Annotated in this window: 21 protein-coding genes; 7 read left to right on the top strand and 14 right to left on the bottom strand. The window is 63.6% G+C overall.

Features of this window, described 5'->3' with window-relative positions:
* Positions 1-71 precede the first annotated feature (71 nt).
* The 5 genes from CKO42_RS24435 to CKO42_RS24415 form a co-directional block, all read right to left on the bottom strand.
* Entirely contained in the window at positions 72-335 is a 264-nt protein-coding gene (locus CKO42_RS24435; RefSeq protein ID WP_200250931.1) for a hypothetical protein, read from the bottom strand.
* A complete protein-coding gene (locus CKO42_RS24430; RefSeq protein ID WP_207148818.1) occupies positions 332-766 on the bottom strand; it encodes a PDC sensor domain-containing protein in 435 nt (144 codons plus the stop codon). The genes CKO42_RS24435 and CKO42_RS24430 overlap by 4 nt, the downstream gene beginning before the upstream one ends.
* A gap of 236 nt (positions 767-1,002) precedes the next feature.
* Complete coding sequence (locus CKO42_RS24425; RefSeq protein WP_200250925.1) at positions 1,003-1,728, bottom strand: esterase family protein; 726 nt, start codon at positions 1,726-1,728, stop codon at positions 1,003-1,005.
* Complete coding sequence (locus tag CKO42_RS24420; RefSeq protein WP_200250921.1) at positions 1,700-2,671, bottom strand: acetylxylan esterase; 972 nt, start codon at positions 2,669-2,671, stop codon at positions 1,700-1,702. Before CKO42_RS24420 ends, CKO42_RS24425 begins: the two co-directional genes overlap by 29 nt.
* 99 nt (positions 2,672-2,770) lie before the next feature.
* Complete coding sequence (locus tag CKO42_RS24415) at positions 2,771-3,136, bottom strand: hypothetical protein (protein WP_200250912.1); 366 nt, start codon at positions 3,134-3,136, stop codon at positions 2,771-2,773.
* A gap of 268 nt (positions 3,137-3,404) precedes the next feature.
* Between CKO42_RS24415 and CKO42_RS24410 the strand changes: the two genes are divergently transcribed.
* On the top strand, positions 3,405-4,460 hold the full coding sequence (locus tag CKO42_RS24410) for a CorA family divalent cation transporter (protein WP_200250909.1): 1,056 nt from the start codon (positions 3,405-3,407) through the stop codon (positions 4,458-4,460).
* A 187-nt stretch (positions 4,461-4,647) separates the two neighbouring features.
* Here the strand turns inward: CKO42_RS24410 and CKO42_RS24405 are convergent, their stop codons facing one another.
* Entirely contained in the window at positions 4,648-5,118 is a 471-nt protein-coding gene (locus tag CKO42_RS24405) for a DUF4174 domain-containing protein (protein ID WP_200250906.1), read from the bottom strand.
* On the opposite strand from CKO42_RS24405, the gene CKO42_RS24400 reads away from it, so the two are divergent.
* Together CKO42_RS24400 and CKO42_RS24395 are read left to right on the top strand one after the other, a co-directional pair.
* On the top strand, positions 5,117-5,638 hold the full coding sequence (locus CKO42_RS24400) for an MOSC domain-containing protein (protein WP_242479672.1): 522 nt from the start codon (positions 5,117-5,119) through the stop codon (positions 5,636-5,638). The two genes, CKO42_RS24405 and CKO42_RS24400, sit on opposite strands and share 2 nt — an antisense overlap.
* Positions 5,639-5,670: 32 nt before the next feature.
* A complete protein-coding gene (locus tag CKO42_RS24395) occupies positions 5,671-6,243 on the top strand; it encodes a hypothetical protein (protein WP_200250905.1) in 573 nt (190 codons plus the stop codon).
* Here the strand turns inward: CKO42_RS24395 and CKO42_RS24390 are convergent.
* The 6 genes from CKO42_RS24390 to CKO42_RS24365 form a co-directional block, all read right to left on the bottom strand.
* Positions 6,229-7,041 (bottom strand): nucleotidyltransferase domain-containing protein, encoded by an 813-nt coding sequence (locus CKO42_RS24390; RefSeq protein WP_200250902.1) that lies wholly within the window; start codon positions 7,039-7,041, stop codon positions 6,229-6,231. The two genes, CKO42_RS24395 and CKO42_RS24390, sit on opposite strands and share 15 nt — an antisense overlap.
* Positions 7,035-7,586, bottom strand: coding sequence for a DUF427 domain-containing protein (locus CKO42_RS24385; RefSeq protein ID WP_200250900.1), 552 nt, complete (start codon positions 7,584-7,586; stop codon positions 7,035-7,037). The genes CKO42_RS24390 and CKO42_RS24385 overlap by 7 nt, the downstream gene beginning before the upstream one ends.
* Positions 7,587-7,710: 124 nt before the next feature.
* Positions 7,711-8,607, bottom strand: a complete 897-nt coding sequence (locus CKO42_RS24380) for a DUF6159 family protein (RefSeq protein ID WP_200250890.1) — start codon at positions 8,605-8,607, stop codon at positions 7,711-7,713.
* Between the two features lie 191 nt (positions 8,608-8,798).
* The gene (locus CKO42_RS24375) at positions 8,799-9,332 is read right to left on the bottom strand and encodes a WbuC family cupin fold metalloprotein (RefSeq protein WP_338034996.1); all 534 of its coding nucleotides are present in this window, start codon (positions 9,330-9,332) and stop codon (positions 8,799-8,801) included.
* An 89-nt stretch (positions 9,333-9,421) separates the two neighbouring features.
* Positions 9,422-9,766 carry a YebG family protein gene (locus tag CKO42_RS24370; protein ID WP_200250884.1) on the bottom strand — a complete coding sequence of 115 codons (345 nt, stop codon included), beginning with the start codon at positions 9,764-9,766 and terminating at the stop codon, positions 9,422-9,424.
* 324 nt (positions 9,767-10,090) lie between these two features.
* On the bottom strand, positions 10,091-10,933 hold the full coding sequence (locus tag CKO42_RS24365; RefSeq protein ID WP_200250881.1) for a hypothetical protein: 843 nt from the start codon (positions 10,931-10,933) through the stop codon (positions 10,091-10,093).
* A 259-nt stretch (positions 10,934-11,192) separates the two neighbouring features.
* Between CKO42_RS24365 and CKO42_RS24360 the strand changes: the two genes are divergently transcribed.
* The 4 genes from CKO42_RS24360 (at position 11,193) to CKO42_RS24345 (ending at position 13,412) form a co-directional block, all read left to right on the top strand.
* Positions 11,193-11,672, top strand: coding sequence for a YbaK/EbsC family protein (locus tag CKO42_RS24360; protein WP_200250878.1), 480 nt, complete (start codon positions 11,193-11,195; stop codon positions 11,670-11,672).
* Between the two features lie 107 nt (positions 11,673-11,779).
* A complete protein-coding gene (locus tag CKO42_RS24355) occupies positions 11,780-12,250 on the top strand; it encodes a hemerythrin domain-containing protein (RefSeq protein ID WP_242479671.1) in 471 nt (156 codons plus the stop codon).
* Positions 12,247-12,714, top strand: coding sequence for a tRNA (N6-threonylcarbamoyladenosine(37)-N6)-methyltransferase TrmO (gene tsaA, locus CKO42_RS24350; protein WP_200250875.1), 468 nt, complete (start codon positions 12,247-12,249; stop codon positions 12,712-12,714). The genes CKO42_RS24355 and tsaA overlap by 4 nt, the downstream gene beginning before the upstream one ends.
* Before the next feature lie 8 nt (positions 12,715-12,722).
* A complete protein-coding gene (locus tag CKO42_RS24345; protein WP_200250855.1) occupies positions 12,723-13,412 on the top strand; it encodes a hypothetical protein in 690 nt (229 codons plus the stop codon).
* On the opposite strand, the gene CKO42_RS24340 is transcribed toward CKO42_RS24345, so the two are convergent.
* Both CKO42_RS24340 and CKO42_RS24335 read right to left on the bottom strand, forming a co-directional pair.
* Positions 13,393-13,632: a hypothetical protein gene (locus tag CKO42_RS24340; protein ID WP_200250852.1), complete on the bottom strand. Its 240-nt coding sequence runs from the start codon at positions 13,630-13,632 to the stop codon at positions 13,393-13,395. The genes CKO42_RS24345 and CKO42_RS24340 overlap by 20 nt on opposite strands.
* Positions 13,629-13,886 (bottom strand): SOS response-associated peptidase family protein (locus CKO42_RS24335; RefSeq protein WP_200250850.1); only part of this gene is annotated, 258 nt, incomplete at its 5' end. The genes CKO42_RS24335 and CKO42_RS24340, both read right to left, overlap by 4 nt.

The raw sequence follows: 13,886 nt of genomic DNA, 5'->3' as shown, positions 1-13,886 counted from the left end.
CGTGATGGCCCGGTCTTTGTGAGTCTCTGTCATTGGTCTGCTCCGCTACCTTGGTTGACGATGGGTTCTCATCATCGCTTATTGTGCCCGCTCGGGGTGTGTTGGAGGAGCGGGGCGGACCATTCCATTACCGTTGCTCGACTGCTCGCGAAGTGCGCAACGCCCTGGAACATCCCCCGCTCGACCAGCAGTTCTTCAATCACGGAGAGGACTTGATCCAGGTTCTGATCCATCGGGCTCTCGACACGGGTCTGTAACAACACCGTATTGCGAATCGAGGGATCGCCTTTGATCTGCAGCCAGTGGGGGAGGTCCTCGTAGAGCTTCGCGGTCACCGGCAAATCTTTGAGATAAAAGTTGCGCCGACGTAACCCAGCAGCTCCCAGTCGCGGCGGACGACGTGCAAGGCCGTCAGCGATGGGCGGTGCGACACGAGCCCGACATAGGCATCCGAGAGCAGGAAGCCCCAGGCAGGAACCGCCTCACGCATATAGGGACGCGTCGAGCGGTCGCGCCCGACGTCCGCCGACTCGGCTCCAGTGGCGCTGACGGTGTCGCTAATCTGACGGCCTGCAGGATCCACGACAAACAATGCACCGCAGGACGGGATGTGCCCACAGCCAGCCATCAAGACCTCGTTCAGTTGCGCTCGATCGCTCCAGACCGCAGCACAAGCACCCGCGATCTGCGCAATAGGCTCGTGCAGCGTTCTCGCGATCGCCTCGCGTTGACGGTGAATCGTGCCTTTCAGCGTACTGTCCATCATCAACCTCTCTTTGGCCGGTCTAGAACAACGCAAGATATCCAGCGATCATCACCGCAAGACTGCGGGTTGCTTTAAGCAGGAACTGTGCCGGATGTGGTCAGCCGTTGTGCGCAACGGTCACTGAAACAGATAGCTCGTCGATGTCATCCGGCTCAAATGTCACTGACGCCTCAGGCTCATGGGGATCGCTGTCAGGCTGGCCATCAGCGCAGCAACGACCTCTTGATCGAGCCCGCTCACAGGTAGAGCGGTGCCATACGGCGCCAATAGTAGCCGCTATGAGCACGGTCATCCCATTCGTGCAACGCATGCCAGACGCCCTTCTCCCAGAGGATGCGGCTGATGTGGCGGTTGTTGTCGAGGAAGGGGTCATCGCGGCCGATCACCAGCACGATATCCATCTGGCGCAAGGCCTCAAGGCGCCAGCCATCAAGCCCCGGCAGGTACTGCGCGGGCGAGTGAAAGTAGATCAACTCGCTGCGATAGCCATCGAGCAGATCGCGGAAGCTCTCGACATTGAGCGTGGGATCGTACCGCCCAGAGAAGGCGCTGAGCTTCTGGAACAGGTGCGGATGGCGAAAGGCGATATTGGCGGCGTGGAAGGCGCCAAAGCTCAGGCCATGGGCGATGGTGCAAGGATGCCTGTTCTTGCTCGCCATCAGCGGCAGCACCTCGTTGAGGATGTAGTCCTCGAAGGCCTGATGACGCTGGATGCGACCTTCGGGATGCGCCCAGTCGCAATAGAAGCTTTCCCAGTCGAGGCTATCGACGCAGTAGAGCTGCAGCTGTCCGGCCTCGAGCTTGTGCCGCAGCGCTTCGGTCATGCGCAGGTCTTCGTACTCATGAAAGCGTCCGTCTCGGGTCGGAAAGACCAACACCTTGGCGCCGGCATGACCGAACACCAAGAGCTCCATGTCACGCCCGAGATGGGGGCTATACCACCGGTGATACTCGCGATTCATCGGCGCAAAAAAACCTCGTTAAGGCGTCGAGCAGGTTGTGCTCCTGGGCGATTCGTGCCGGATTCTCGGCATGACCGGTGGCCAACACGAACAGCTGCTTGGGACCTGCGAGCGCGTTGTAGATGGCGAACTGGGTCGGCGGCGCCACGGACGGATCAAGCAGCGCTGCCGCGATCAGCATCGGCTGCCGGATGAAGCGTGCGGCCGAACCGGCATCGTAATACGCCAAGGTTTCCAACAGGTGACCATGCGTCCGTGCGAAGCGCTGCTGCGAGGCAGCTGAGCCTGTTGTCGGCAGTTGCAGACGCAATGGTTGGTGGCCAAAGGTCGGCACATTCAGGTGCCCGCGGGCGATGCGCTGGTCCCAAGGCAGCGCCAGCGCGCCGATGCCAGCGCCGAAGCTGATCCCCATGTAGCCGATGCGTCCAGCGAGGCCGGGGAAGCGCGATAGCAGCGCGGTCACCCCGATCCACAGATCCTGAGCGCAGCCACCGATGATGTAGCGATCGGGTTTGTCGATGTCGTGCAGGACATGCCAGTTAGGGTTGTCGGAGATCGGGGTGTGGCGACTGCGGCCGATGCCGCGGAAACAGGGCACCAGGTAGGCCGCATCGGCGCAGGGCAGCGGGAAGTCCGGTTGCGCGATGCCACCGTAGCCGTGGCCGACGACAAAGCCCTGTCGCGGCGCACCATGCTCGGGCTCGAGCAGCCAACCGCCGATGGTGATCCCGTCCGTTGAGCGATAATGGGCATCCCAAACGCACATGCCCGGGCGCTGATAGGCCGAGGGGCTCAGCTGAAGGGCAGGATCAACCTCGCGTGCCTCTCTGTAGCGCCATTGCCAGACGTCGGCAAAGTCGTCCGGTGCCTGCGGCGGCAGGATGCGCAAGAGTCCGTCGAGGTCATAGCCATAGGTCGGATCGAAGGGGTCAGTGTGCGCCATGCGCGGATGCTCCTCGGGTCAGCGGCAACCCTGGCCATCCTCGCTGAAGTTGGGCTGAATGTGGTAGCCCCGGTTTTTGTGCGCTGCTGGCGTCGCCTCTCAGGTCAGGCGCTGCACGATCCCGTCGCCTAACTCCTGTTCGATACGCTGCCACGCCGCGCGCCGCCCGCAGGCACTGCCTTGAGCGGCACGCCAGTGCTGCCAAGCCTTGTAGTCGCGCCAGGCCGGCGATGCCTGGCTGAGGCGCTCGATGATGAACGGACGTTGGTAGGCCAAACACCGAGGGCCGTAGCGCGGATCATGATCGACCCATCGCTCCGTTGACCCGGTTTGCTGTGGTCGCGCGTAGGCAATGCGGGCGACAGGCCCCGTCTGCTCTTTGCACCAAAAGGCCTCGACCCAGGCCACCGCCGATCCTTGCGTCGTCTCGACCAGAAAGGCGTCGGCGACGCAGTGAGTCTTCAACTGCAGAGGCCGACGGCGGTCGGGAATCTGAAGCTGGAGGGGTGTTAGGCTTCGAATGGCGTCTGCGAGATCCATCGTGCTGCTGTGACGGTTTGATGACGGCGGGAGCCTAGCACGAATCAGGCCTCTTGTTCGATGACAGGCGAATCGGTCTAGGCGACCACGGCGGAATCGACAAAGCCCAGGGGGCCGTGGGAGGGCGGTGGATCAACGAAATCGAAGATGGGCGCGGACGTACCCTTTTTAGCAACGCCATGAACGAGGTCTGATGGACAGCCGTCACAACCCAGTGAATCGCCCAAGCGTAAGGCCCGTCGTGCGACTGAAGACCGGTTATGCCCATCGGTTTGGCCTCGTCTGCGCCTTCCGGCTTGATCGCCAGGGCGGGGGAGAGGCACTGCAGTGGGCGGATCTCGAAGCGGATGCCGAGCCCGAGCCGCACTCAGCGCAGGGGCCGGTCTGGATTCATCTCGACCTCAAGCATGCCAACGCGCAACGCTGGCTCAGCGCCCACAGCGGCATCGACCCGCTGGTTGTGGACGCGTTGACCGCCGCGCGCGTCACCCCGCGTTTCGAGCAGCGTGGGCGGTCCCTGCTGCTGATCCTCAAAGGCATCAACTTCAGACCGGGCGGGCTGCCGATGGACATGGTGACCTTACGCCTCTGGAGTGATGGCGAGCGGGTCATCAGTGGTCGTCATGAACCGGTGCGCGCCGCCTCCGAGCTGCAACGCAGTCTCGTGAAGGGACAGGGACCGACGGATGTGGGCGACCTCATCTGCCAATGCGCTGACCTGATGACCCAGCACATGGAACAACTAATCTTTGAACAGTTCGACGAGGCGCACCGGATCGGCCATCTCCACGACGCCAAGCCCACGGAAGACTTGGTGGCCGAACTCGCCCATCTGCGGCGTGTCATGATCCGCATGCGACATTTCCTCGGTCCGCAGCGCCGCGCGCTCGAACGGCTGGCGGCCAGCCATCAGCCCTGGCTGTCAGAGAACAACCGCGAGCGGGCAGGGGAGGTGGTGCACCAGTGCACTCAGTACATCGAGGGCCTAGACGCGGCGCAGCGGATCAGCGAGATCACCCAAGAAGAGATCCTGCAACGCTCCACCGAAAAGACCGAACGGCGCCTGTTCTCGCTGACGGTGATCACCGCCATCTTCCTTCCACTGACCTTCATCACCGGCCTGCTCGGGGTCAATCTTGCTGGCATTCCGGATGCGACTGACCGCTGGGCGTTCCTGCTGCTCTGTCTCTTCCTCGGTCTCTTGGTCGCCGCCCAACTTTGGTATCTCCGCCGCAAAGGCTGGCTCTGAGCAGTGCCACCGAGGCCGTTGCAGCATAAAACAACGGTGCAGGCCTTTCTGGATCGGCTCGCTGAGCTTGGTTCTGGCAGACGGTCCCGAGCGGTCGACTCTCTGATCAAGGTCGCGCGGCAGGTCGGGCGCTGGGTCGGGCCGTTCCAGGCCGAGACCGATCCTGGCCGTATCACTAGGGTGCCGCTCAGTCTGCAGCTTCCATCTCTCGACGGCGCATCGGCATCGCATCGATGCGCTCGAACAGCGCAGGCAGATCCAGTCGGTCGGCACTGGCTTTGAGACCGCCATCCTTGCCGATCAAGAACACAGCGGCATCGGATTGGCTGAAAAACCGCTGCTCAAGCTCCTGGGCAAGTCCAGGATCGAGCGGCCCTTGATAGTTGGTCTGCACCTGCCCCCGATCGCGCACAAACCAGAGGATGTCACGCTCATCGAGCGCAGGCTGCTCGACGCGCAGGCGTGCAACCGCATCCGGGATCTGCGCATCCACTAAAATGATCCGGTATTGCCAGCGCAGCGAGGCAAGCGCTCCGAGTGGTCGATCGGCACCCTGATCGAGTGGCTCGGCCATGAGTAGCGTGCTCGCCATGCTGAGTCCGAGCACAAGGGCCAGATTCAGCCTGAGTGCCAACCGCGTCTGTATGATGGAAGCCATGATTCTCTCCAAGAACAGCCCATTGGCGTCGCTGATGCAGACCTTTCCACGGCCTGGCCGGCTGGACTGGATCGGCCTGCGGCCGGCGAAGCGCGCGGTGTTGATCCACGTCGAGGCCGCGCAGGCCATCACTAGCGCGGGTCTCGAGGGCGATCACTACAGCGGCCGCACCGGCAACCGCGGCATCACCCTGCTGCAGGCCGAACATCTGCCGGTGATCGCCGCGCTGACCGGAGTCGAGGGGATAGCGCCGGCAACGCTGCGCCGCAACCTGCTGGTGTCCGGGATCAACCTGTCTGCGCTCAAGGGTCAGCGCTTTCAGATCGGCGAGGCGGTGCTGGAGGGCACGAGCTTCGCGCATCCCTGCTCACGCATGGAGGAGGTGCTGGGGCCAGGCGGCTACAACGCCCTGCGCGGCCATGGCGGACTCTGCGCGCGGGTGATCCAGGGCGGGCAGCTGCGCGTCGGTGATGCCGTGGTTGCCGAGGGCGCCGACGTCATCGGCAGCCCAGACATTTAGCCTCCTGGGTTCGAACAGATTGCGTGAATGCCATGCCCACCACCATCCACGACAAATTTGCCTCCATCCTCGCTGAGATCGAGCGGACTGGGTCCGCTAACACCCAACGCCTGACTGTACTGAAGACGTGGTTCGAGCCGGGGGATCGACTGCGCGCCTTTGCGTGCTGGATGATCGAGCGAATCGTCGCTGAACAACAGGCCGCCTCCAGCGAGGCCGAGGCGCTCATCACAGAAGCAGGCACTGCTTTGCATGCGACTGACAGCACGGGCACCCCCCATTGGGTCGGCATGCAGCGCTTGCTGCGCCGCTTACAGGCGTTTCACTCCGAGTACCGGCGCGTCAAGTCGTATCAGGTCCGCATCATTCATGATCGCTCCGTGCTGTTGCTTGAAGAGGCGTTTCGGATCATCCTGAGACAGGCTGATCAGCCCGCCGACGGCTACCGACTCGCCGCAGACGACTGCGAGCACGATGACGGGAGGTACGGCACCACGTTGAACGGCCCGGCCAAGGCGCGCGTGCAAGCCATCGCGGATTTTGTCGCGGAGCAGGAAGCGCGGGAAGCCAAGGCTCAAGGCCCGTACGTTTCACTCGGCGTTTGAGGTCTCCGTTGTCTCGGCTGAGGATGCAGTCCTCATCACCGTCTCCAACAGCAGCCGATCAAGCGCCGCTTCATCGATCGGCCTTGTCGGCGGTGGCATGACCGCTTCCAGCCGTGTCAGCTCATGATCGATGAAGGCATTGAGGATTGGCAGGGGTGCTCCGACCTCCGCCTCTCCAACCGAGCGCTTGATCACCAGCAACTGCTCAATGGCCGCGCGGAGTTCGGGCTCATCGATCAAGGTCTCGGCCAGCGTCTCAAAACGCATCGGCACCGGACCGCGTTCCTGCTCGATCCAGAGCGTCGCTAGCAACGGGCGCAGCACGTAGAAGTACTTCTTCAACCGCACCTGCTCACGGGTCAGAAAGTCCCGATAGTTGCCACGCGCCATGTGCACGTAATGATGAAACGCCCGCTCTGGCTGATAGACAGACTCAGCGAGTGCGCGCAACCGCTGCAGAAACACCGGGTCAGCGCGATAGACGATCGGTGAGTCCAGCCACTCAATCAGCGTCGCGTTGCCCTTGCCGAGCAGTCCCAAGGCCTTACGCAGCTCCCAGCCATTGATATCCAGATCACCGCTGATCGGCTGCTCGATGACAGCGCGCTGTGGTCGTACCCGCAGGTACCAGGGCAGGGGATGGACATAGAGGAAGCGCACATCGAAATCGCTATCCGGCGAGGCAAAGCCCCAACCGCGGCTGCCGGATTCGCAGGCGAAGAGGATGCGTACCTCATGCTCGGCCTCGATCGCCGTCAGCGCGCTGAGGATCGTCGCGCACCGTTCGTGCGCTACCAATGCCCGCTCCCCGGCTCACCCTTGAACGGACCGACCAGCTCATTGGTGATCCAGCCGCCGTAGAAGCCACCGGCCTGCGCGCGCACCGGCTCGCCAGCGACAACGCAGCGCAGCAGACTCGGATAGGCGGCAAACCAGCCGGCGATGACGCTCGCCTCGGCCTCGGGTCGTGGATAGCGCCAGAGTGCGTTGCGGATCCAGCCCGCGGCGCTGCCTTCAACATCGAAGTATTCGGCCTCGCCCTTCCATTCGCAGAAGCTGCGGCGCGCGCTGGGCCGCAGCCGGACTTGGTCCACCGCTTCTGGCGGCAGATAGAACGCTGGGGGGTGACCCGTCTCCAGCACCCGGATCGCGCGCTCGGTGCGGGCGATCCGCTGCTCGCCGGCATAGACCTCAACCCAGCGCTGGTCTGGCACATAGGCCGGTGGGCGCGGGTAATCCCAGACCGATTCCTGCCCTTCAGCAGGCACGACAGCAAACGGCGGCCGTTGCTGGCCGCGATAGGTCCAGGCGTTGCGGGCGCGTTCGATATCCTGTGGGTTCATGGTGATGGGTCGATCTTGGTCAGTTGGGGTGATCACAAAGCCGGAACGCGACTTGTCCACCCAACACCGCCTCGGTCAAGGCGGCGGAGGGGTCCTTCAGCGCGCCGCAGCGCCACAGCGTGGCTCAGGCCCGCGACCGCATCGCCTGGCGCACGAATGCCTCGTCGAAAGGCCCAGGCACCGCGCCGGTCTCGGCATAAAGATAGACAGCGCTGCGAATCATGGCATTGAGGGTGGCGCTGATCAGGGACAACAACGCGATCAGGGTCACGCCGGTGGCGATGGTCGCAATCATCAGGACCGGCTGTTCGGTACTGGCCGCCCAGAATCCGCCAGCGAAGGTGCCGGCCATCAGCAGCAGCATCGGCAAGCCAATGAAGAAGCCGAGACCGACATTGATACTGAGTTGCTCGCCCCAGGTGCGCTTGAGTAGTGTGACGCTCTCCTTGATCGCCGCGATGGGGCCGATGTCCTTCGCGGCCAAGATTGGAATCACCAGAAAGGTCGCCACACTCCAAGCGAAGCCACCCAGACTGGCGAGCAAGAAACCGATACCAGGCTGCTGGTCACGCCCGCGCAGGAAGGAGAGCAGCAGGCCCACAGTCGCGGCGATGCCAGAATAGCCAAGGATGACACCTGCGCGCTGGCGCGCCAGCGCCAATCCGTCGCCAAAGGTCGGGTTGCCACCACGTAGCCGCTCTAGCGTGCCGCCCACCAGGGCGGTCAGAAAGAAGTTGGTGATGAAGCTGGTGACCAGCAGAAACAGCCACAGCAGTAGGGCGCCGGCCGTATAGGCCCACCAGGGCGCATCGCCGTCTTGGCTTGGCTGTTCCAGCTGCGATAACAGCTGCTCCAACTCGGGATGGCTCAGGACCAGCCAACCGCCACCACCCAGGATCAGTGTCGAGAAGAGCAGGATGCCGAGCCCCGCCAAGAGTGGGTAAAGCATGAAACCCTTTTCAGCGCCGAGCACGGCCAGCGCGCTGCGAAAGAGCGACCATGAGCGTGCAAAGACCGCCATCTGTGAGAACCCTCTTGAGGTTGGTTATCCTGTCTGGCGATCCGGTGGTCCGGTTGGCTCGCCTTGCTGGCGAATGATGCCCGTCAGCACAGCCGGCATCATCCATTCCTGCTTGACAGCGCTGGTTGCGCTCGATCAGCCAAGGGTGAAATGGGGTTGCAGGCGGTTTGCCATCGCCCATCGCCAGTCCTTCACCGAGCTGGCCCTGAGGGCATTCCGTCCGTTTGCTTGATCAGCTCATCAAGAAACCGGGCCGACTCGGGGGTGCCCTCCGCCGGAGACCAATCCGCGAAATCCTTATCCGAGCCCGGCGAGTAAGGGCCATCTTTGACCTCGAAGAGGCTAGTATCGGGCTCCAGCACGATCAGCGTGTGCCAGACGCCGGGCTCGATATCCACACCAAAGGTCGCGCTCCCGGGTCGCATGTCCAGGCACTGGAGGATGTCTCCGCGATCGTCGAAAGCCACGAAGCGTACGGCCCCGCTCAGCACGATGAACGCTTCCGCCTTCGGCGGGTTGCTGTGGCGATGCGGTCGCGCATAGCTACCCGGTTGCATGACATTGACCATCCGGTGCAGAGGCGCGTCATCCTGCTTGTGCAGCCGTTGGATGATGCGCCCGCGTGGGCTCTGCCGCGCCAGTGCAGACGTCTTGGCCAGCATCTCCGCGGTGAGCGCGATCACCTTGGCATCCGGGGCATCAATCGCCGAGGGAAAGGGTTTCACCGTGGTCAAGGTCAGCGCCCCCTGTGGTCAGACGGGTTCAATGCAGGCCACTGATGCAGGCACGAGAGGGTCGTCTCCAAGCACAACGCCTACGGCGCCCGCTTCAGCTCGGTGACGTTGCTCTCGGCATCCTTTGCGGGCTTCTCCGCGGTCGGTTCTGAGTGGTCCTCGCGCTCACGCGACGGCGGTGTGGGCTCAGGCTCCTTACCCTTGAGCACCCGCTCAACGTTGCGAGCGTTGCGCGCCAGATAGATGGTCAGCTCCTCGAGGTCCGCGTTCGGCAGGTCGGGTAGAACCTGATCCTCGCGCAGCAACTGCGCAAGCCGGTCGGCGATCTCGAGTGCCTTGTCGTAGGCATCGGCAGCTTTCTTGTCAGCGGTCCGCAATCGTTCCATCCCATGCTTGTCTTTGACGATGTATTCAATCTCGATCAACGCAGTCGACTCCAGTCGCAGGCGAAGGTCAGGATTCTAGCGCAACCAACAGCCACAGCGGAGCCAGGCTCCGAGTTCGAGAGGCTGAGCCGACGGACCCTGGCAACAACGGACAGAAGCATGGGATAACCGTGGGCTGGCAGGGAAGACCGACGGGGATGATCGCGCCCAGTCGCAGTGTCATACCCGTGGTCGATGGCGCGTTCACGGTCAAAGCTCGCCAAGCAGGGCCCCGGCTGGCAGGGCGTTGAGCGCGCTCTGGCTAGACGCGCTGGTGGGTTCGCACGGATGTGCCCTTGCTGGAGGTAGGCGGATCGTACGGCGTTAAGCCAGGTGAAGCGGCGTGCGCTGCTCGACGAGAAATCCAGCCGCATGCGGATGTCCGCCACCGCCGAAACCGGCCGCGATCCGCGAGACATCGAGGCCCTGTGAATCAGAACGCAGGCTAAACCGCCGCCCCTCGGGCGTATCACAGTAGCAGGCAGCAAAGGGCTCGCCGCTGCAAAGTGCCGCTCCGACATCGGAACTGTACTTCGAGGGGACGTTGATGACCGGCACCTCATGGCCAGCGATCTGGCTGCGGTAGGCCAACGTCTCGACCAACTCCTGCACGTCCTTGTCGTGTTGGCGCAGGATCGGGATGCCTTCCTCGCGCAGCGCCTCGGCGTCCTCGCGCATGAGCCGGCCCCATTCGATGAGCGAGAACGGATAGGAGGCCAGTGTGGCGGTGATCTCGCGGGTGCCGGGCAGTTCGAAGCGCCAGAGATCCCGGTCCTGGATGTGCTCGAGCAAGCGAGGAGGGTGCCGGTCAGGGAAGTAGTGCGACCAGGCAATCATGGCACCGCACCGATCCATATCGAAGACCGTGGTCACATTCTCAGGCAGGTCGACCAGATCAGCCTGTGCGGACCGGTGGTGATCGAGGATCAGGATGTGATTGGCCAGGTCCGCCATCGCCAGCAGCACGTCACGCTTGTAGCTAAAGTCGACCAGGATGACCTCACGCCCGTGGACATCCGGCGGGGGCTGTTGGTGAACACCGGGATAGAGCTCGAGGCCGGACTGCGCATGAGCGGTGTCGACGACCCAGGCGGCCGAGAAACCATCCAGGCAATCGGCGTGGTAGATGCAGAGCGGCTGTTTGAGCCTCTGTGGTTGGTTGTGCAAAACGGGAAAGCGCCTCCGGGGTCAGGTTGACGTCAATAGCGGTGAGTCAGCGTCAGCACCATCGGCCAGCCTTCAGCGGCAAGCCGTTTGGCAACGGCGGCGCCGGTACCGGAACCAGCGCCGACGATCATTGCGTAACCTGTCTGCATACACTGCGTCTCCTGGACACTAGACATCCGAACCGATGACCTGTTGTGCTGGACCCACTTGTGGCCGCTGATCTCAATAGGGCTAGACATCTCAAACGGTGGCGATCGAGATGGCAAAAACCAAAGAACCTGTGACCGCCGCCGTGCGGCTTCTACGCCAGGCTGGCGTCTCCTTCAGCGGCTTCTGCTATCCCTACAGCGGTGGCGGGACCGCCGAGGTCGCTCAGGCATTGGGCGTCGATGAGCACCAAGTGGTCAAGACGCTGATCATGGAAGACGAGCGGCATCAGCCCTTGATCATGCTGATGCACGGGGATCGCGAGGTCGCGACCGGGGCCCTGGCGCGCCAGATCGGCGCGAAGCGGATTCAGCCCTGCGCGCCGCCGATCGCGGACAAGCACTCCGGCTACCAGGTCGGGGGCACCTCGCCGTTTGCGACCCGTCGGACCATGCCGGCCTATTGCGAGCGCAGCATCCTGGAGCTCGAGCATCTCTACATCAACGGTGGCAAGCGCGGTTACATCCTCAGGCTGCGCAGCGTGGATCTGCAACGCCTACTGTCGCCGCAACCGGTTGAGGTAGCGGTCTAAGCCGGCGTTGGAAGCCCGGTGTCTGGCCGCCGGTCGCGGTGAGGCATTGACCGCCCAGACCCGGCAGTGGGAACCTCAACCCTCAGCCCTCGATTCGGACCCTGCCGATGCAACGCGATCCCAACCTAGTGCGCCTGTCGCATGACCATCAATCAGCACTGGTCTTAGCCAAGCGGGCGCGTGAACTGGCGGCGGCTGAAGACCCCGAGCGTCGTGCCCTCTGGGCCGAGATCCAGGCCCGCTTTGCCGATGAGCTTGAACCGCACTTCCAGCTTGAGGAGCGGGGGCTGCTTCCCGCCTTGCGTGTTGCCGGCCACCAGGCCTTGGTTGAGCAAACCCTTGCCGAGCATACCGAGCTGCGGGGATTGATTGTGAGCGACGCCCCTGATGCCCCGGCGCGCTTCGGTGACGCCTTGCAGGCGCATATCCGCTTTGAAGAGCGGACCCTGTTCGAGACCGCGCAGCAGGTGCTGGAGCCCGCTGTGCTCAACGAACTGGGCATGCTGCACGAAGCGGCAGCGCGCCCAGCTTGTCCGACGACAGCGCGCAAGGGCAGCGCGCCCGGAGCGCCGCGATGAGCCCGCAGCAAGCCAAACGCCCCGGCGAGGTCGCCGTGGAGCACCCCCAAGCGTCGGATGCCGCGCTGCAGTACATCGGGCGCATCTTCACCCCCTGGCCGCGGCGCGAAGACTGTCCGCGCCAAGGTGACCTTGATGGCCCCGAGTGTCAGATCGAGGTCTTTCAGCCCTGGGATCAGGCCCTGGTCGGTCTCGAGCCGCGGAGCGCATTGGAGGTGCTCTATTGGCTCGATCGGTCCCGGCGCGACCTGGTCCTGCAATGCCCGAAAGGGCGTGAGCAGCCCCTCGGCACCTTCGCCTTGCGCTCGCCGGTGCGGCCGAATCCGATTGGCAGCAGCGTTGTCGAGCTGATCGGCATCGAAGGCCAGCTGCTGCGGGTGCGCGGGTTGGATTGCCTGGATGGCACACCCTTGCTGGATCTGAAGCCAGCGCGTTCGGCATTCATGACCAACCCAGGAACCTGATTGACATCGTGCTCACTGATCGCCGTTTCGACCGCTGGCTGTTCGCCGGACTCTGGCTCCTGCTGCTGGCCTACGCGCTGTTGTTCGCACCTCCGGTTCCAGCGGACCTGCTCGGTCAACTCCGCGATCTCGGCTTGGCGCGCGTGCAAGCCGTCGATCCGATCGTGATCGCCGTGTTCAACCTGCTCGGGGTCTTGCCGGTCGCCTTCCTCGCCATCCTGCTGTTCGACACCGGCAAGCCTAGCCCCTGGCCCTTCGCGCTGGGCAGCTTCGTCCTCGGTGGTTTCGTCTTGCTGCCCTACCTGGCGATACGGGACATGCGCGCGCCTTTGCAGCGGGCACCCGGTGCCTTTGTGCGCGCGCTCGGCTCGCGGATTACCGGCGTGGTGTTGCTGCTGATAGCCGTAGGGCTGATTGGATTCGCCGTCATCGCGGGCAACCCGAGTGCCTTCGCCGCCCAGCTTCAGGACTCGGCCTTCATCGCCGTGATGAGTGCCGATCTCCTGGTCTTGACCATCGCGCTGCATCGCTGTGCGGTGATTGATCGACAGCGGCGCGGGTGGCGCCTGAGCGGCTGGTCCGCGCTGGCTGTGCAGACGCCGCTACTGGGTCCGCTGATCTATCTTGCGCTGCGCCAGCCGGCATCGCGGGACGACCTCGGGTTGAGTCCAGACGGTGCTACAGGATCGGCTCGCTGAACGAGCGCAGCCGGTAGCGGATGCGGATCTGGCCAGCGTCCGTTCGTGTGGCGCTGATCGGGTAGCCAGAGTTGTCGAGGATGCTGGTCATCAGCGCCGCGACCAGTTCCTCAGGCGGGGTGTCGCGATGCCGCTGCGCCAGGCGCTCGCGCACATGCTCGAGCAAGGACGGATCGATCTCCCTCAGTGTCAGGGTTTCAGCGGGCGGGGATGCGTTCATGGCGCTCCAGTGGCGATTGGCTCGAGCAGTTCCGGACTGTCGTTGGCCGACGAGTTCACCGCCCGCGAGATCGGATAGGCCTCCCAGCATCTTGTATCAGCCGGCTTGAGCAGCGCCAGCAGCGCCTCCTTGCTCGCGCTTCCGTCACCGCTCGCAAGCCAGTTCCCATAGTCCTCAGGCGCCAGGATCACCGGCATCCGATCATGGATCGGCGCCAACAACGCGTTGGCCTCAGTCACGATCATCGTGCAAGA

This window comes from Lamprobacter modestohalophilus, from assembly GCF_016583905.1.
GTDB classification, from domain to species: Bacteria; Pseudomonadota; Gammaproteobacteria; order Chromatiales; family Chromatiaceae; genus Lamprobacter; species Lamprobacter modestohalophilus.
This window is presented reverse-complemented; position numbering and strand designations above follow the sequence as displayed.